We start from the raw sequence: 17,568 nt of genomic DNA, 5'->3' as shown, positions 1-17,568 counted from the left end.
TTTCCTGCTCGACGAGATGGATATCCGGGGCCGAAGCGCCGGCACCGATACGACGCTGTGGCGGTCGTCGGTGGTCTACGACGACGTTCGCCATCGTAGCCGTCGATCCCTGCGACGGCACGTCGGTCTCCTGTGGACATCGGCCCCGCCGGAGTCGGCGAAAACGCCCTGGCCGCGGCCGTCATGCAGGGCAAGCAGCCTGAAGCGGAAGACAACCTCGCCGCGTGACCGGCGACGGCGTACCGGAACGCCGACAGCGCCGCTTCTACCAGTGCCTGGCCGCACTCCGCTACCGCCAACCAGCGGTACGGCACTCGCCGCTTGGGACTTCTGGATGACCATCACTGGTGGTGAGCTGGGTTCCGTCCGGACCGGGTGTCCAGGAAGCACGATCCCGCCGATCGGTGGAGCGCTGCCGGTCGAGACTCCGCGTACGCGCGCCGGAGCCTCATCCTCCCGAGGGCAGCCGCCGGATCATCACGCCGAGGACGCGGTCGCGGCGGACGAGTCCGAAGTAGCGGGAGTCCGTGCTGACCGGCCGGTTGTCGCCGAGCACCACGTAGCAGCCGGCCGGTACGCGGCGGTCGCCGAGCCCGTGCACGTCGGGCCGGGCCCAGTCGGCGGGCAGGTGCTCCCCCGCGACGGCCACCACGCGTTTGAGGAGCAGGGCGGGGTCGGCGGGCAGCCGCATGAGGACGACGTCGCCGCGGCGGGGCCGGCGCGTACGCCGGATGAGGACCCGCTCGCCCGGGCGGAGCGTCGGCTCCATGCTCGCACCATCCACAGTGGCCAGGACGAGTAGCAGCCGGGCCCCGAGGGCGAGGCCGCCCAGCGACGCCACGGCGAGCAGCAGGACCACGATCGCGGGCGTCGTCACGGTACCGCCTGGTATCCGGCCGCCTGCAGGCGGAAGAGCCGGGCGTAGGTGCCGTCCGCCGCGAGCAGGGCGTCGTGCGGGCCGTGTTCGGCGATGCGGCCGTCGGCCAGGACGGCCACAAGGTCGGCGTCCCGCACCGCGCTCAGCCGGTGGGAGATCAGCAGGCTGGTGCGGCCCTCCCGATGCTCCCGGATGCGTTCGTGCACCTCGTGCTCGGCCTCCGGGTCGAGGCCGGAGCTCGGCTCGTCGAGGATCATCAGGTCGCGGCCCGCGCGGACGAGCGACCGGGCGAGCGCCAGCCGCTGCCACTGGCCGCCGGACAGGACCACCCCGGTCTCGGCGTCCGGGCCGTCGTCTCCGTTGTCCATGCCGAGGATGAACGTACGCGTCAACGGCGTGTCGTAGCCGTACGGCAAAGCGGCCAGCCGCTCGTGGACGCCCGCCCGTTCGGCCGCGCCGACGAGCCGGGGGCGGTCCGCCAGTGCCGTCAGGTCGCCGAGGCCGATGTTCTCGGCAGCGGTCATGTCGTAGTTCATGTGTTCCTGGAAGACCGCGCTGATCCGCTCCCGCAGCGACGCCGGCGACAGGTCCCGGAGGTCGACACCGTCCCAGAGGATCTGCCCGCGGGTCGGGTCGTACATCCGGCACAGGAGCTTCACGAGGGTGGTCTTGCCGGCCCCGTTGAGACCGACGAGCGCCACCGCGTACCCGTGCGGGATCGTGAGATCGACGCCCCGCAGGATCCAGGGGTGGTCGTCGCTGTAGCGGAACCAGACGTCGCGCAGCACGATCCCGCGGCGCAGCGCGGGCGCCGGGCGGTCGGCGACCGTGGGCAGGTCGGGCTCGGCCCGTAGCACCGCGACGTAGTGCGTGAACGCCAGCAGGCGCGCCTGGCCGCCGGTCACGGCGGCCGTGAGCCCGGACAGTGCGGCCTGCACGCCGACGATCGCCGCCACGAACATCGACACGTCGCCGACCGTCAGCCCGCCGCCGCGCGCGGTGGTGACGGCCCACCACAGCCCGTACCCGGCGACGCCCGCGCTCACCGCCTTGAGCGCGCCCTGTACCACGGCCTGCCGCGCGTCCACCCGCCGCCGGGCGGCATCGGCCCGTTCCCGCTCCCCCATCATCCGGGTACGCAGGAAGCCGCCGATCCCGAACAGCCGGATCTCCATCGCGGCGTCGACCCCGGTCAGCAGATGGCCGTAGAAGAACTCGCGGCGGTGGAAGCGCTCGACGTGCCATTCGGTCGCCGAGCGCCGCCGGGCGAGGCTGAACTCGGCGAGCAGCACCGGTACCGCCGTGCCCAGTACGACGACTGTCAGCAGCGGGCTGAGGAGCAGCAGCGACCCGAGGAAGCCGGTCAGCCCGAGGACCCCGCTGACCAGGCTCCCCGCCCCGTCGACCAGCTCGGGCAGCCGACGGGCGCTGTCCTGGGCCAGCCGCAGCCGGTCCTGGTACGCGGGGTCCTCGAACCGGCGCAGCCCCGCCTGCCGGCCCAGCGCCGCGAACAGCCGATCCGTGGCGACCCGGCTCGCCGACCGGCCCACCTGTTCGCGGGCGAACCGGGCGGCGACCGGCAGCAGGGCGGTGGCGAGCCCGGCGGCGACCAGCCCGGCGGCCGGAGCCGCCACGGCTGCCCCCGTTGTCGCCAGCCGGTCGAGCACCGCCTTCGTCAGCCAGGCGGTCAGCACCGGCGCGACCGCTACGGCCGTCGTCATCGCGAGGAAGGCCGACAGCCGCACCGGCCCGCACCGCCACAGCAACGCCGCCGCCTCAGCCGCGGCCTCGCGCACCTGCCGGGCGCTGATCCGCCGGCGCGGGCGGGTCGTCGCCACCTCCGGTCAGCTCCCGCTCAACGCCGGCCGGCGGGGCAGATCCGCTAGCCGGGCCCCCGCCGCGACGATGTACCGGCCCGACACGACGTACAGCGAGGGCGTCCACGTGTTGCGGAACGCCTTCGCGACCGGTCCGCCGGGCAGGTCCGCCTTCACCACCCGGGCAACCTCGGCGAGCGCGTCCACCGTCTCCGGGTCGTCACCCGCAACGACCGCGAGGACGTTGCGCCGCCCCTGCTCCCGCGCGTACGCGACGAAGTCCGGCAGCAGCTCGTGGCAGGCCGAACAGCCGGCCGAGAAGAACGCCACCGTCCCCGTCAGCGTCTCCGCGGTGATCGGCTCACCGTCGACCGTGGTGACCTCGAAGGCATCGACGGCCGACCCCGGGCGCAGCCCCGACGACGAGTGGCCGGCGACCTTCGCCTCGGCCTCGGCCCGCAGCCGGCGCAGGATTCCCGCCGTCAGCAGCAGATTGAACACACCGAGCAGACCCAGCGCCACCAGAGCGGCGATGACGACCTGCATGGGCTCCTCCTTCGACAACGCGTACGCCGGGCGGCGGTACGAAGCGCCGCCCGGCTCATCGGTCCGGCTCGTCAGCAGCCGTAGTGGACGAAGGTGTAGGAGCAGCCGCTGTCCGGGCAGCAGTACCGCCAGAACGTGATTCCGCCGAGGCAGACGTCCGCGCCGCTGCACGCGGACGCGGTCGTCGTGCGGACGACCTTCGAGATCAGGCGGTCGACGATGCGCATCATGGCCTTTTCCTTCCCGTTGTGGACCTGGCCTCCGCCGCGGACCGGGATGTCCGGCGCCGTCGGCGGAACTGCCCCCGAAACCTAGACGCCGCCACCGAACGATCTCCTCATCGCGCCGCCGGCCGCCCTGAGCACGGACGGGATTTATGAACCGGCAGTTACGACCGGCAGTTGCGGTACGCTCCCGGCACATCTCACGGGGAGGTTCAACGCTGCAGCGCGTGACGACCGCGCTCTTCGTCCTGGTCGCCGCCGGGGCGGGCCTGCCGGCTCCCGAGCCGCCGACCGCATGGGCGCGCGAGGGCAACCGCACCGGCTGGACGATCTGGTGCCGTTCACACGGGTCCGCCGATCGATGTGATAGGCGGACGTCACCCGGCTATACGCCGCCCGCTAACCGCAGCAGCAGCGGGCGGCGCCAGGTGGGCGCCGGTCCAGGTGCCCCGGCCGCCGCGTGAGGCACAGTGCCTGGTGACCGCGAGGTGTCGGCATGTCGCGCGCCTGTGTAAGCCGTCACGCTGGCTGTCTCCGGGCGCGCCGTTTGGCCAGCGCAGCACGCAGCAGGAACCGCGGTGACGGGGGCACCCACCCGGCTTGTATGGCCATGGCGAGGTCGTCGCGGTTGGCCCAGTGCTCGACGATCATGCCGTCGCGGGTGCGGAACCAATGGGTCTGGGTTACCGCGAACGCCTTGCCGGTGGGCGGCATGACCGTGTCCACGGTGGCGGTGCCCGGCTGGTAATTGACGAAATCACCGGTGTGCCGGCCGGACATGGTCACGTGCAGGACCACCAGGTCGTGCTGCTCGACGGCATCGTGGACCTCGAAGCGCAGATCGGAGAACGCGGCGCGTAGCCATTTTGCGGTGGCGTAGAAGGCCGCTGGCCCGGGCCGGCGAGTGGCCGGCGGCTCCACTGCGGCCTCGCGGTTGACCGCTTCCGGGTGATACACGCGCTCGAACTCCTCGGGGCTGCCGGTGGCCATGAGGTGCATGCTGTGCGCGCACAGTGCGATCGGCCCCGTGTAAGTGCTGGCGGTCATGACCTCTCCTTCATCACGGACTATCTGATAGGGTTAAACCCTACCGAACTCCAGTAGGGACTGACCCTAACGAATATGAGCGAGCCCGTCAACACCCCTAAGCGCCCGTACCACGCCCCGCAGCGCGCGGCGGCCGCCACACGTACCCGACAGGCGGTCGTGGCCGCCGGCAAGGCGGCCTTCGAGAGGCATGGCTGGTCCGGAGCCACCATGCGCGGCATCGGCGACGAGGCCGGGGTATCGGTCAAGACCGTCGAGGCCCTGTATCGCACCAAGGCCGAGCTGCTCCACCACGTTGTCGACTACGCCATCGCTGGCGACCTACGCCCCATCTCGATGCTCGGTCGCGAATCGGTCGCCGCCATGACCGACGCGCCCGACGCATCGGCCATGCTCGACCTGCACGCCCGGCATATCCGTTCCATCGGCGAACGCGCTGCGGCGATCTTCTGGGTCGTCGAGCAGGCCGCGCCGACCCATCAGGACGTAGCCCAACTCTGGGCGCGAATGAACGACAACCGTCGTGCAGGGGCCCGCTGGGCCGCCACCACCCTGCTGGCGAAACCGGATGTGCCACTCACGGTCGACCAGGCATACGCGGAGGAAGTGTTCTGGATCGCGATGGATCCCGGCATCTACCGCAGCCTCACTCTCGGCCGGGGCCTCAGCCCGGCGGGCTTCGAGGCCTGGGCCCGCAACTTCTACCGCAAGATGATTCTGAACTAGTTCTGCTAAGAGCGCGTTCGCTGGATGATCATGCATGTCGGTAGATCTCCAGCTTGATGATCATCTCGAGGTAGTGTCGGAGCGGTCGAGCAGCCCGCAGTAGCCGGTGGACATCGATTCTGGCCGCGGTGCGCCGGTCAGGATCAGGGTGCCGTGCCACGAGCCGACTACCTGCACCGCTGCGTGGTCTCGACGCTGTCGGTGGTTATGGCACCGCTGGGGCTGCCTGACCGACTCCGGCGGCCATCTCGGCCACGGTGTGGGCACGAATGTCATCCTCGTTGCCGTCGCCAGTCCGGCGTACGACGTCACGGATGTGATTGGTGGCGGACTCCGCCAGTCCGTCATACACGGATGCGAACACCTGGCGCGCCCGCGCACGAGGCCAGTTGTGCGGTAGCAGCTCGATGGGCAGCAGCGGGTCAAGTCCCCGGAACCTGCGGTAGGCGTCCATCACCTCGGTCCGCGCTTGGACGGCGGCGACACCGGAGATGCGGCGAGCCGCGGCAGGGGATGCCAGGCGGTTCCACTGCTGGATGAAGTCCCGGTAGCGCTCGGCGATCGCGGGGAGATCCCAGGCTTCGATCGGCCTGCGGTTCGCCGATGTCGGCAGATCCAGACAACTGCTTCGCATGAAGGTGATGGCACTGGAGGCGGCGGCGGCCAGCTTGCGCTGTCGCTCCGGGCTCATCGGCTGGGGTGAGAACCACACTCCGTCATAGAGCGGTGCGAATCCGTGCCACCGCAGGTAGTCCCGGATCGCGCGCCGTTGGTTGCCTTCTTCCTGGGGCATCGAGAATGCAACGACCGTCCATAAGCCGTCCCACGAGTCCGGGCCAGCACCGAACAGGCCGGCCTCGACGCCTCCGGTCACGAGGTCGGCGGCTACCGGCGCGGTCAGACGATAGGCGCTACGCCTTCCGTCCCGCCGGCCTTCGAGGACGCCCCTGCGAGTCAGTCTGCTGATGGTCATTCTGGCGGCGTTGCTGGTCACGCCGAATTGGCCGAGCAGGTCGACGATTGCCGCCGAGGGGAGCCAGGCGCGCCGGCTCAGCGTGTAGTCGGCGATCAAGGTGATTGTCAGCCCCTGGGGGGAGCCTTGCTGGCTGCGTGGGAGCCGGACGGCTTCGGCCGCCCTGTCGGGCAGGATGTCGTCGACGTCGAACACCTGGGGCACGGGCACTCCGGCACGAGTGGGACTGGTGGACCGGTACCGACTGTAGCCGCCTGCAGCACCGCACACAGCCGCGCTCTGGCCGGTCCACTCGTGCCGATTCGTCCCCCGTGACCCGGCCCGCCGTCACAGGTGGCAGAGATTTTGCACCGTGTCGGCGGCGTCCATCCGCTTCTCCATGATCTTGTCCGTGAGCTCGCGCAGCTTCACCCTGTCAGCCTTCGTCGCGTCGAGATCTGCCCGTGCCTTGCGCACCAGCTCCAACTCTTCCCGCAGCGTCGCTTGGAGCTTCGGATCGGTGGCCGCGTCGGCAATCGGGAGGAGCTCCTTCGCATACGCCGTGAGCACCGTCGTCAGATCGTCGACCGCAGTCGGGGTGCCGGCCGGATCGGACAGCTGCTGCATCAGCCGATCGATGACCGGGCGGACGGCTGCAGTGGTTTGGGCCTCGACAGCTGTGAAAGCCTCGCAGGTTGCCTTCTTCTCCGGCGGCACCTGTTTCACCCCGCCGTCTCGGTCTGCCACAGCGGTCGGAGCCGATGGCGGCTGCTCGGAACCACACGATGCCACCCCCATCAAGGCGGCACCAAGAGCTGCGATCGCAGCAATCCGTCGCATGGAATCACATCCTCTCCGGAAAGCCCGGCCACGCAGCAACGTGACCGGGCAGACAGCCGCCGAGCCGCAATGGCGGTCAGCTGGTGGTGACGTCGAGATAGTCGACGTTCGGCGTGCCGGTCGCGGTGGTCGGATCGAGCCGGATCGTGTTGGCGCCGCTGATGAGCGGAACGCTCACGGTCTTCGTGGCCCAGGTCGACCACGCCCCGGTCGGCTCGAACGAAAGGGTCGTCACCGTCGATCCGTTGACGACGAGGTTCACCGGCCGGGCACTGGTCGTGCCGTTGGCGAAGCGGATCGCCATCGTAGCCGTGCCTGCTGCCGAGGCATTGGCGGTGAACTGGGCGTACGCACCGACGGCGTTGCTGCCGTTGCAGAAGCCGGTGCCGGAGTATCCGGAATAGTTGGAGTCGATCGTGCCTTGGCATACCGCCGGTGCCGTCTCGGCCTCATAGCAGGTCGACGGCGTCCCGCCGGAGGTCTTGACGAGGCCGAGGCCGTCGATGGTGAGGGTTCCGCCGCCGGTCCGGATGGTGACGGTCGCAGTACCGGCGGCCAGCGAGATGCCGGCGAGCTCGCGACGAGTCCAGCCGCTGGACGACGGGATGCTGAGCGTACGCGTAGCGCCGGCGGCGTCCGTGACCGACACTTCAGCGCCGCTGATGGTGCCGGCGGTCTTGGCGTACGCCGACAGCGTGTAGGTGCCGGCCGGGATGGTGATCTGCTGCCGCACGCCGGCCGATCCGGAGCCGAGCTGCAGCGCGAACCGGCTGCCGTTCGCGCCGGGGCTGACGTTGGTCACGGTCCCGCCGGTGTTGGCCCATCCGGTCAGAGTCGAGACGGTGACCCGGTCGGCCTGGAAATCCGGGTTGAGGACATAGTTGTTCTGCGGCCCGACTCGCCATTCGCCGGTGACGGCGTTGAACTCCCACTGGCTCACCGAACTCATCTGCGGACGCGATCCCGGCTTGGTCACCGGCATCCACTGGTTGTATCCGATACCGTTCCACGCGAAGTCGGACCAGCGGTCACCGGCGAAGATCACCGTGGTCTGCACGGTTCCCTTGACGGTCACGAAGAATCCGGTCTGGGTCACATGGCTGTAGTCCATCTCGGTGCCGGCCATCGTGTACTCGCTGCTGTAGGTGCCCTGGATGTTGCTGGAGGTCGACTCGATGACGTGGGCGACGGAGCTGTTCCAGCCGTGCAGGTCGGAGGTCGCCTGGTAGTACTTGCCGTCGAGTTTGAACATGGCGTTGCCTTCGCGGCCGGAGGCGTTGTAGCCGATCTGCACGGCTGGTTCGGCGCGAAGCGAGTCGGAGTCGCGCAGCTTCGAGACGAATGAGCGAGCACGACCGGATCGGTTGGAGAAGATGACGTAGTCATGGCCGTCGTCGTCGGTGAAGACGGTCTGGTCGCCGGTGCCGGTGGTGGGTGAGTTGACGATCTGGTTCTGGTAGTACCCGTAGTCGAAATTGTCGGTGGGCGAATCGCCCCGCAAGAAGAGCACGCCGTTGCCGTCCCCGCCGAGTGACGGCAGGTACACCTGCACGACGAGCACATACTTGCCGGTCGTTTCGTTGTAGGAGACGCCGAGACGCCCCACCCAACCGGCCTGGCCGAGAGTGGCTCCGTTCGCCAAGGCGGTCGACCGGGTGGCCACGTTGTTGGCGAAGGTCCAATGGACCAGGTCCTTGGAGGTGTAGACCGGGATGGAGACGAACGACACGTCGCCGCTGTACGCCTTCGTCGGGTTGGCCCGGTAGTACTCGGCACCGGTGTAGTGCACGCCATACCAGTAGTACGTGTCACCGAACTTGAAGACTCCCCCACCCTGCGAATAGATCGGGTTTCCGCTGGTGTCATTCCAGAACGTGTCGTTCGTGATCGTCTCGAACGTCCCAGTGGCGAGCGGTTCCAGCTCCGCGGCGGCGGTCACCAGAGCGGTCTTCACCGCTGCTACGTCAGAGTTGGTCGCTGATGGGTCCGCGGCCACAGCGGTCGCAGTCGTCAACGCCTTGGCGAACGGTGCCCAGGACTTGTCGGAGTAGTCCCCCGGGCGGCGTGCCGCATAGTCGGCGACGAGGGTCTTCAGTCCGCGTACCATCACCAGGCCGTCGGTGGCGGCCTGTAGGCCGGCCTGCGCCGCGGTCCGTGTGTCGCCTTGGTCGCCTTCCTGATCGAGCAGCCTGCCGGCCGCGTCTCTGCGAGCGGCGAACTCGGCCCAGGAGTTGGCGGTGAAGTCCGATGCCCGGTATCCGGCTGCCCGGCTGTACAGCTGGGCCAGGCTGTCGGTGGACACGGCTTGGAGCCGGGTCGGGTTTTCCGCGGCGGCGATGCTCGCCGAGGCCGGCGTGGCCATCGAGACGAACAACGTCGCCGCGATCAGCGTTGCCCATCGTCTCGACGTCGAATTTGATCTTGCGTCCATGATGTGCCTTTCTGGTGTCGATTGGCGCGATGCGGGTGGGGTCCAGGCAGAGATTTCGCAGGCGGCTGGGGATGTCTGGGCGTGATCGGCCGCGCCGCGCGCCCGGCGCGGCCGATCACTGTCGCTGCCCGGTTGCCGCTTTACTTGAGGTACGCCGCCAGGGGGATCTGCTGGTCGCGGAGTGCTCTGGCGACGACTCCGGCGATCTGCCGGGCTCCTGCTGCCTCGAAATGGGTGTGGTCGTTGCAGAAGAACGCGCCCAACGGGCCGGAGGTGTAGTCACCGTTGTTCGGGCAGAACCCGAGCGTGTTGTAGAGGGTGTAGCTGAGCCGATGCAGGTCGATGACCGGTGCGCCGTTGGCACTGGCGGCGTTGTTCGTCTCCGTCACGAAGCCGCGGTTGCCGACGGCGGTGCTGCCCGAGCAGGTGATCGCCGCGACCGGTGTGAGGAAGATCGGATGGGCTCCCCGGGCCTTGGCGGCGGCCGCCATGACGCCGAGTAGTTGCTGGTAGCGAGCCGAGCCGACGTGCCGCGGGCAGGTGCTCGACGAGTCGTTGATCCCGAACTGGATCAGCAGGTAGTCGCCCGCCTTCATGCCATTGGTGGCGTCGAGCATGGCCTGCCAGCGGCTGGAGTACGTTACCGGGCTGATGACGCATTCGCCGGACGAGTCCATGGTGCTGGTGACGTTGGGGTCGTACAACCAGGTCTGAATGCTGCGGCCGCCCACTGCGCTGTTGCGTACGGTCGCGTTGGCGGTGAAGTACTGGGCGAACTGATTGCCCCAGCCGACCGGGCATACTCCGCCCGACGGGTCCGCCATCGTCGAATCCCCGGCCAGCCAGACCGTGACCTTCGGCTGCCCTGCGGTCGGGCTCGCCGAGGGAGGCGCGCACGGCGACGGACTCGGCGTGGCGCCGGTTGTCACGTCGAGGTAGTCCACGTTCGCCAACCCGTTGCTCGTCGTGGGGCTGAGTCGGATGGTGTTCGAACCGGCGTCGACCGGCACGGCGACGGTCTTGGTCGCCCACGTACTCCAGCTGCCGGTCGGATCGAATGCCGAGCCCGAAAGCCGCGTGACGCCGTTCACCAGCACGTCGGCGGGACGGTTGACCGTCGTGCCGTTGGCGTAGCGGACACTGACGCTCGCCGACCCGGCCACCGACGCGTTCACCGTGAACTGCACAGCCGACCCGACCGCATTCGCGCCGTTGCAGAACCCCGAACCGGAATATCCGGGATAGTTGGAATCGATCGTGCCGTCACACGTCGCCGGAGCGACCTCTGCCTCATACCGGGCGACCGCCGCAACATCCACATCCGCATAGTCCACATTGGCCAGACCGTCGGCGGTCGTCGGGCTCAACCGGATCGTATTACCGCCGGCGTTCACCGCGACGGTGAACGTCTTGACGGCCCACGCATCCCACGCACCGGTCGGATCGAACCCGACCCCCGGCTGCACGACCACCCCGTTGACCATCACATCCGCCGGACGACTGGTCGTACCGCCATTGGCATATCGGACGCCCACACTCGCCATCCCAGCTACGGACGCGTTCACCGAGAACTGAACGGACGCGCCCACAGCGTTGGTGCCATTACAGAAACCCGAACCAGAAAAACCCGCCCAGTTCGAATCGATGGTGCCCGTACACACCGCGGGCGACGACTCCGCCTCATAACGCGTGGGTGCCGCCGAAGCCGTGGTCACCGAGAACGCTGTAACCGCCGCGACGGTGCTCGCTAATGCCGTAGCGCAGGCGAGGATCAGCCGAGTTTTCATGTCTCACTCCTGCCGCGTCAGATGTACTGGTCGAGGATCGGGCGCAGGCGTTGCGCGATCTTCACGTGTCCGGCCTCGGTCGGGTGGACGTTGTCGCTCGTGTCGGTCGTCGGGTCGATCCAGCCCGTGGTATCGACGAAGTGCACTTTGCCGTCCCCTGCCGCGGTGCGTGCAGCGACGGCGTTGCGGGTCTCGGTGACGTAGCGGGCTCGGAACACGCCCATCGCGAAGATCTCGGCGTTCGGGTACGCCTGCCTCACCCGTTCCAGCATCACGACGTAGCCCTGCTGGAACTGCGTACTCGTGACGCTGTGGCCGACGTCGTTCGTGCCGAGGTTGATGACGACTGCCGTCGCCTGGTAGGTGGCGAAGTTCCAGTCGTCGTAGGACACCCCGGCCGACGAGCGGCGGAACCAGTCCATCATGCCGTAGCAGTCCTGGCTGACCAGGCACGCGCCGCCCTGGGCGACCTGGCTGTGCCCCGCGCCGAGCCCCTCGGCCGTCAGCCACGGGTACGCCGTGAACGGACGGTCGGCGTTGGGCTGGCCGACGGTGATGGAGTCGCCGATGAACTCCACGAAGTTCCCCGGCCGCCCGATCGCCGTCGTCTGTGCTCCGCTGGCGAGGATGAGCCCGCCGAACACTGGATCGCCGGTGTAGGAACCGGCTTTCTCGCGGTACCCGATCCGGATGGTGTGCGAGCTGCCGGACAGCCCGGTAGCCAGCGAGACGTTGCCCGACACCCCGCGCCGCCATTGCAGGGGCGCCTGATCGATGGAGTAGTACAGGTCGATCGTGTTGCGCTGGCGTACGCCGATGCTGCTGCCGGTGAACCGGGCGTCCAGATAGCCGCCGGCCCACCCCATCGAGAAGTACGCCGGGTCCGACCGGTTCCACCGCCCGTAGTACTGGATGTTCGCGTCCGTAGGCGACCCGTTGCCGCCCACGGAAGTCGCCGTGTCGGCCTCGATGTAGTCGACGTTGGGCAGCCCAGCGCTGGTCGTCGGGCTGATCTGGATCGAGTTCGACCCGGGGTTGACAGACACTGTGGTGGTGGAGGTCGCCCAGGTCGTCCACGCACCAGTGCCGGCGAAGGCGACCGTCGTCGCGCGTACGCCGTTGACCAGCAGGTCCGCCGGACGGCCGGCGGTGCTGCCGTTGGCGAAGCGTACGCCGATCGTCGCCGTCCCGGCCGCGGATGCGGTCACGGTGAACTGCGCCGTCGCACCGACGGCGTTGTTGCCGTTGCAGAACCCGGAGCCGGAGAAGCCGGACCAGTTGGAGTCGATGGTGCCCGTGCACGCGGCTGGCGATGTCTCGGCTTCGTAGCGGATGACCGGCGGCGGGCTGCTGGTCATCTCGACGTCCAGGTAGTCGAGATTGGCGAGCCCTTCGGCGGTGGTCGGACTGAGTCGGATGGTGTTGGTGCCCGCAGGCACCGGTACGGACAGCGTCGTGGTGACCCAGGTCGTCCACGCGCCCGTCGCCGGGAACGACACGTTCTGGATGGTCGAGCCGTTGACGATCAGATCGGCGGGCCGATCCGTCGCACCGCCGTTGGCATACCGCAGGCTGAGCATCGCCGCTCCAGCCGTTGAAGCGCTCACCGTGAACTGGGCGTACGCGCCGGCGGCGTTGGTTCCGTTGCAGAACCCGGAACCGGAGTAGCCGGACCAGTTCGAGTCGATGGTGCCGGTGCACACGGCAGGTGACGACTCCGCTTCATAGCGGATCGATGCTGCCACTGCGGCATTGCCTGGCAGCACCATGACCGCTGCCGCGAGCAGGGTGCCGACGATGAGTGAAGCTTGGATCCTCATGGTTGCCTCCGTGGTGGTCCCGGATCGGAGTGCTCGGGGTGAGGGCGGCCCGGCCGGCTGGGGCCGGGCCACCTGATGGGTCAGCGCAGGTAGCCGACCAGGGAGAGGTTGCGTTCACGGATGCCTTGCACGAGGAGGTCGGCCATCCGGCCGGCGCCGTACTCGGAGAAGTGCGTGTTGTCGGTGACGCCGTCGACCGACTGCTGCAGATAGAGCGCGGCGGAGGCGGTCGGGCCAAGCGACTCCACCAGCACTTTGCTCTTGGCGGTCAGGTCGATCACCGGCACGTTGAGCGAGGACCCGAGGCTGCGCATTTCGGCCGGGAGGTTGACCCCGACGCTGTTGACGTGCAGCGCGGTGTCGGTGAGCTGGCTGCCGCTGAACAACCGCCGCACGGGTGGCGTCACCAGAACCGGGACGCCGCCCTTCTCGCGTACCTGGTTGATCATCGATGTCAGGTTGCTGCGGAAGGTCGACGCGGTGGTGGTCTTGTCGTTGTGCCCGAACTGGATGAACACCAGATCGTTCGCCTTGATCAGCGGTTTCATCGTCGGGAACAGCGCCGAGTTGCTCAGGAAGCTGCCGGAGCTCTCCCCCGAGTCGGCGTAGTTGGCGACGACGGCCCCGGCCGAAACGTGCGTCGGCAGGATTTGACCCCACCCGGTGTACGGAGCGGTCGGCTGGTCGCAGACTGTGGAGTCACCGGCGAGGTAGACCACCAGCGGACTGCTCGCCGGTTGGACGGTCAGCCCGGACAGCTTCGGCGCCGACCCGGCGAACGTGACGTCCAACCCCGGCGTTCCGGTGCCGCCCTGGCCGGTCGGCTGGCCCTCCGGCTGCCGGACGTTGATCGTGAAGACGTGCTGCGTGATGGTCCCGGCAGCGGTGGTGACGGCCGACAGGATCCGCCGCCGCGCCTCTACCGACATCGAGGTGTTCCCAGCCGACGACTGGTCACCGATCCACGCCGTGACGGTGTAGTTGCCCGGGTTGACGCCGAAGTGACAGGTGATCGGAGACGTCCCGGTGCACTGCGGCGGACGGCCGGGCGGGGAGGCGCTGGTCGACGGCGAGACGCTCGCCGACGGAGAGGCGCCGAGGCTGAGTTCCAGATAGTCCACGTTCGCCAACCCGTTGCTCGTCGTGGGGCTGAGTCGGATGGTGTTGGTGCCGGCGTTCACCGGGATGGTGAAAGTCTTGGTGGCCCAGGTGCTCCAGCTTCCGGTCGGATCGAATGCCGAGCCCGAGAGCCGCGCGACGCCGTTCACCAGCACGTCGGCGGGACGGCCGACGGTCGTGCCGTTGGCGTACCGGACACCTACGGTCGTCGACCCGGCCACCGACGCGTTCACCGTGAACTGCACCGCTGCACCAACCGCGTTGTCACCATTACAGAAACCAGACCCTGAGTAGCCGGCCCAGTTGGAATCGATGGTGCCCGTACACACCGCCGGCGAACTCTCCGCCTCATAACGGGTCGTCGCGGCGGAGGCGTTCACGGTCATGACGGCGGTGACGGCGGCCATGGCCACCGCGGCGCCAGCCGTTGCGAGCGCGACGCGCTGTCTGAAGGAAAACACGATGGAACTCCTAAAGTTAGGAGAAGGACTTCCAGGCTTTGTCTGAAGGACCGAACCGGGTTGGGCGCGCCGGCTCGCCCACGCCGGCGCGCCCGGTACCAGTGGGGTCAGCGAAGATAGATGTTCGGCTGAGGCGGGGTCGACATGCCTGCACCGATGAAGAAGCTCGGATGCGGCGGCTGGTTGTAGGCGGTGTTCTGCCAGGCCAACGCCACCCGGTACTGCGGATCGTGGAGCAGTGTATAGATCTTCGTTGTGGTCTGGCTGGGGGTGGAGTAGATGCGCAGCGCCGAGCTGTCACTGGTACGCCACACGACTTCTTCACGCCAGTCGCCGAACAGGTCCCCGGAAATCGCCGGGGTCGACTTGGTGCCGTTGTTGGACGCGACACCACTGCCGGTCAGCAGCCGGGTGTCGCCTGAGGTGCCGTACTTGTCGATGTGGGTGCCGTCGAGGAGCTCGCGCACCGGGTCGCCGTCCCACCAGGCCAAGAAGTTGATCGAACTGGGTTTGCGCCCGATGTTCGCCCCGGTCGCCCCGTTGCGCAGGCCATCGACCGCCGCTGACCAGGCTTCGGCTCCCGGCGATCCGGCGTACACGTCGTCGGCGACGCCACGGCCGTTGTCACAGCCGCAGGTCGGGTTGGACCAGATGATCTGGCCGGTGCGGGCGTCGGCCATCCAGGCGGCTACCTCACTGGTCCATTCGCTCGGCTTGAACATCTCCAGGCCCGGCCGCGACGGGATCAGGTCCCCCACGTGGTACGCGTCGCCGTGGTGCGTGCTGTTGACCCACAGTCCTGTGCCGTTGTCGTCGACGGCCATCGACCCGTACATGACCTCGTCGCGGCCGTCGGCGTCGACGTCGGCGATGGACAGCTGGTGGTTGCCCCGGCCGGTCCAGGTCGACCCAGCGGTGTTGCTGTCAAAGGTCCACCGATTGGTCAGCGCGCCGTTACGCCAGTCCCAGGCGGCGATCACCGTCCGGGTGTAGTAACCGCGCGCCATGATCAAACTCGGGCGCTGGCCGTCGAGGTACGCGATCCCGGCCAGGAACCGGTCGACCCGGTTGCCGTAGGAGTCACCCCAGCTCGACACCGTCCCTCGGGGCACGATGTAGTTCGCCGTGGCGAGGATCGACCCGTTGGTCCCGTTGAACACGGTGAGGTATTCCGGGCCGGACAGGACGTAGCCGGAGCTGTTGCGGTAGTCGGCCGACGAGTTGCCGATGACCTGACCGGTCCCGGACACCGTGCCGTCGGCGGTCTTCATGGTGACCTCGGCCTTGCCGTCGCCGTCGAGGTCGTACACCTGGAACTGGGTGTAGTGCGCCCCGGCCCGGATATTGCGGCCGAGGTTGACCCGCCACAACCGGGTGCCGTCGAGCTTGTAGGCGTCCACATAGACGTTGCCGGTGTAGCCGGACTGCGAGTTGTCGTGGGCGTTGGACGGGTCCCACTTGACCACGAACTCGAGTACGCCGTCGCCGTCCAGGTCCCCGACGCTCACGTCGTTGGCCGAATACGTGTACGCCACCCCGTCCGGCGTGGTGCCCCCGGCCGGGATCTGCAGGCGTACGTCGCGATAGCCGTTGGCGAACGCGAGCGAGGCTGGTGACGCCGCCTGCTCGGAACCGTTGAGCACAGCTCGGACCGTATAGGAGGCGTCAGCAGCTGCTCCGGCGTCGAGGTAGTTGGTGGAGTTGGTAATCGGCGACGCGTTCAGCTTGGTGCCACCGCGATACACGTTGAACCCGGTAGCCGGCGACTCCGTGCCCAGCAACCGCCAGCTCACGAGATTCCCGCTGCCGGAGTGGACACTGATCAGACCGCGGTCCAGGTCCTCCATCTGTTTGCCCGACGTTCCAGTGCCACCGCCGGTGTCGGCCTCCAGATAGTCGATGTTGGCAAGTCCGGACGCCGTGGTCGGGCTCAGACGGATCGTGTTGCTGCCCGCCGTCACCGCCACCGAAACGGTCTTGGTTGCCCAGATGTCCCAGGCGCCGGTGGCATCGAACGACGACGCCGTCTGGACGACCGCGCCGTTGACGACGATGTCAGCCGGCCGGCCCGAGGTCGTGCCATTGGCGTACCTGATGCTGATGGTGGCCGTGCCGGCAGCAGCCGCGCTGATGGTGAACTGGGCCGCGGCACCGACGGCGTTGTTGGCGTTGCAGAATCCGCTGCCGGAGTAGCCGGACCAGTTTGTGTCGATGGTGCCGTCGCAGGTGGCCGGTGAGGTTTCCGCCTCGTAGCGGGTTGCCGCAGCGGACGCCATGGTGACCGTGCTCATCACGGCGGCGATTGCTGCCGCCGTACAAGCCGACAGTAGGACGAGGCGTTTGTTGCCAATCAACATGATGATCTCCGTGCGTGGGCGGGACGGAAGGTCCATCTGATGGTCGGATTGACCTGGCATTGCGTGAGCGCTCACGGTGAACGTCGCAGGTCGGATCAAGATTTCGTGCTGGAATTGCGCGCGAGCAGCCGCATTGCGGGAGGCATCGCCGCCAAATGGCCTGGTGCTGGACATGCGTGATCGTCCACCTGTGACGGCGCGATCCGTCGTCACGGCGATGCGGCTGTGCTGCTTCCGGCCGGTGGCCCTGTTCGAGAACCGGCCGTTGTCGTCACTCGAGGCGAGGTGGCTGAGAGCAGACCTCGGGCGAGCGACGGGCAGGCCCGGGCGCTGCGTGGCGCGCAGGCTGGGCGATAGGAAGGTGCGGACCGGCGGTCGACGCTACGGTGACGATTCGGTTCATCCGTGGACTCCTGCGCAACGGTGGGAGCGGGCCGGGCCAGTGGGCGCTGGCGAGTCTCCGGCTCATCGGGACGGGCTGAGACGACAACTCGAAGTTTCGACCGCGTGCTGCCTCAACACAGCGAAGTTAAAACGTTTCAATATCGACGTCAATACCTTCTT

General features: G+C 68.2%; 14 protein-coding genes. 2 read left to right on the top strand and 12 right to left on the bottom strand.

Annotated elements, in window-relative coordinates:
* Positions 1-448 precede the first annotated feature (448 nt).
* The 5 genes from AB0H43_RS27555 to AB0H43_RS27535 all read right to left on the bottom strand — a co-directional run bounded on the left by AB0H43_RS27555 (position 449) and on the right by AB0H43_RS27535 (position 4,511).
* Complete coding sequence (locus AB0H43_RS27555; RefSeq protein WP_360003909.1) at positions 449-877, bottom strand: S26 family signal peptidase; 429 nt, start codon at positions 875-877, stop codon at positions 449-451.
* Entirely contained in the window at positions 874-2,715 is a 1,842-nt protein-coding gene (locus AB0H43_RS27550; RefSeq protein WP_360003907.1) for an ABC transporter ATP-binding protein, read from the bottom strand. The genes AB0H43_RS27555 and AB0H43_RS27550 overlap by 4 nt, the downstream gene beginning before the upstream one ends.
* Before the next feature lie 6 nt (positions 2,716-2,721).
* Positions 2,722-3,240, bottom strand: a complete 519-nt coding sequence (locus tag AB0H43_RS27545) for a hypothetical protein (protein ID WP_360003905.1) — start codon at positions 3,238-3,240, stop codon at positions 2,722-2,724.
* A 71-nt stretch (positions 3,241-3,311) separates the two neighbouring features.
* Positions 3,312-3,470, bottom strand: coding sequence for a hypothetical protein (locus AB0H43_RS27540; protein WP_360003903.1), 159 nt, complete (start codon positions 3,468-3,470; stop codon positions 3,312-3,314).
* 513 nt (positions 3,471-3,983) lie between these two features.
* A complete protein-coding gene (locus AB0H43_RS27535; RefSeq protein WP_360003901.1) occupies positions 3,984-4,511 on the bottom strand; it encodes an ester cyclase in 528 nt (175 codons plus the stop codon).
* 75 nt (positions 4,512-4,586) lie between these two features.
* On the opposite strand from AB0H43_RS27535, the gene AB0H43_RS27530 reads away from it, so the two are divergent.
* On the top strand, positions 4,587-5,237 hold the full coding sequence (locus tag AB0H43_RS27530) for a helix-turn-helix domain-containing protein (RefSeq protein WP_360003899.1): 651 nt from the start codon (positions 4,587-4,589) through the stop codon (positions 5,235-5,237).
* A gap of 205 nt (positions 5,238-5,442) precedes the next feature.
* On the opposite strand, the gene AB0H43_RS27525 is transcribed toward AB0H43_RS27530, so the two are convergent.
* The 3 genes from AB0H43_RS27525 to AB0H43_RS27515 all read right to left on the bottom strand — a co-directional run bounded on the left by AB0H43_RS27525 (position 5,443) and on the right by AB0H43_RS27515 (position 9,331).
* On the bottom strand, positions 5,443-6,405 hold the full coding sequence (locus tag AB0H43_RS27525) for a PaaX family transcriptional regulator C-terminal domain-containing protein (protein WP_360003897.1): 963 nt from the start codon (positions 6,403-6,405) through the stop codon (positions 5,443-5,445).
* A gap of 132 nt (positions 6,406-6,537) precedes the next feature.
* Positions 6,538-7,029 carry a hypothetical protein gene (locus AB0H43_RS27520; RefSeq protein ID WP_360003895.1) on the bottom strand — a complete coding sequence of 164 codons (492 nt, stop codon included), beginning with the start codon at positions 7,027-7,029 and terminating at the stop codon, positions 6,538-6,540.
* 76 nt (positions 7,030-7,105) lie between these two features.
* Complete coding sequence (locus AB0H43_RS27515) at positions 7,106-9,331, bottom strand: family 43 glycosylhydrolase (protein WP_360003893.1); 2,226 nt, start codon at positions 9,329-9,331, stop codon at positions 7,106-7,108.
* On the opposite strand from AB0H43_RS27515, the gene AB0H43_RS27510 reads away from it, so the two are divergent.
* Positions 9,324-9,545, top strand: coding sequence for a hypothetical protein (locus AB0H43_RS27510; RefSeq protein ID WP_360003891.1), 222 nt, complete (start codon positions 9,324-9,326; stop codon positions 9,543-9,545). The two genes, AB0H43_RS27515 and AB0H43_RS27510, sit on opposite strands and share 8 nt — an antisense overlap.
* Positions 9,546-9,600: 55 nt before the next feature.
* Here AB0H43_RS27510 and AB0H43_RS27505 read toward each other — a convergent pair whose 3' ends face one another.
* From AB0H43_RS27505 to AB0H43_RS27490, 4 genes are all read right to left on the bottom strand, one after another.
* Positions 9,601-11,175 (bottom strand): carbohydrate-binding protein, encoded by a 1,575-nt coding sequence (locus tag AB0H43_RS27505; RefSeq protein WP_360003889.1) that lies wholly within the window; start codon positions 11,173-11,175, stop codon positions 9,601-9,603.
* Positions 11,176-11,264: 89 nt separating this feature from the next.
* A complete protein-coding gene (locus tag AB0H43_RS27500; protein WP_360003887.1) occupies positions 11,265-13,067 on the bottom strand; it encodes a GDSL-type esterase/lipase family protein in 1,803 nt (600 codons plus the stop codon).
* Positions 13,068-13,147: 80 nt separating this feature from the next.
* Positions 13,148-14,572, bottom strand: coding sequence for a GDSL-type esterase/lipase family protein (locus AB0H43_RS27495; protein WP_360004362.1), 1,425 nt, complete (start codon positions 14,570-14,572; stop codon positions 13,148-13,150).
* 182 nt (positions 14,573-14,754) lie between these two features.
* Positions 14,755-17,004, bottom strand: coding sequence for a carbohydrate-binding protein (locus tag AB0H43_RS27490; RefSeq protein WP_360003885.1), 2,250 nt, complete (start codon positions 17,002-17,004; stop codon positions 14,755-14,757).
* Positions 17,005-17,568 lie beyond the last annotated feature (564 nt).

It is taken from the genome of Hamadaea sp. NPDC050747, from assembly GCF_040654195.1.
Classification (GTDB): Bacteria; Actinomycetota; Actinomycetes; order Mycobacteriales; family Micromonosporaceae; genus Hamadaea.
This window is presented reverse-complemented; position numbering and strand designations above follow the sequence as displayed.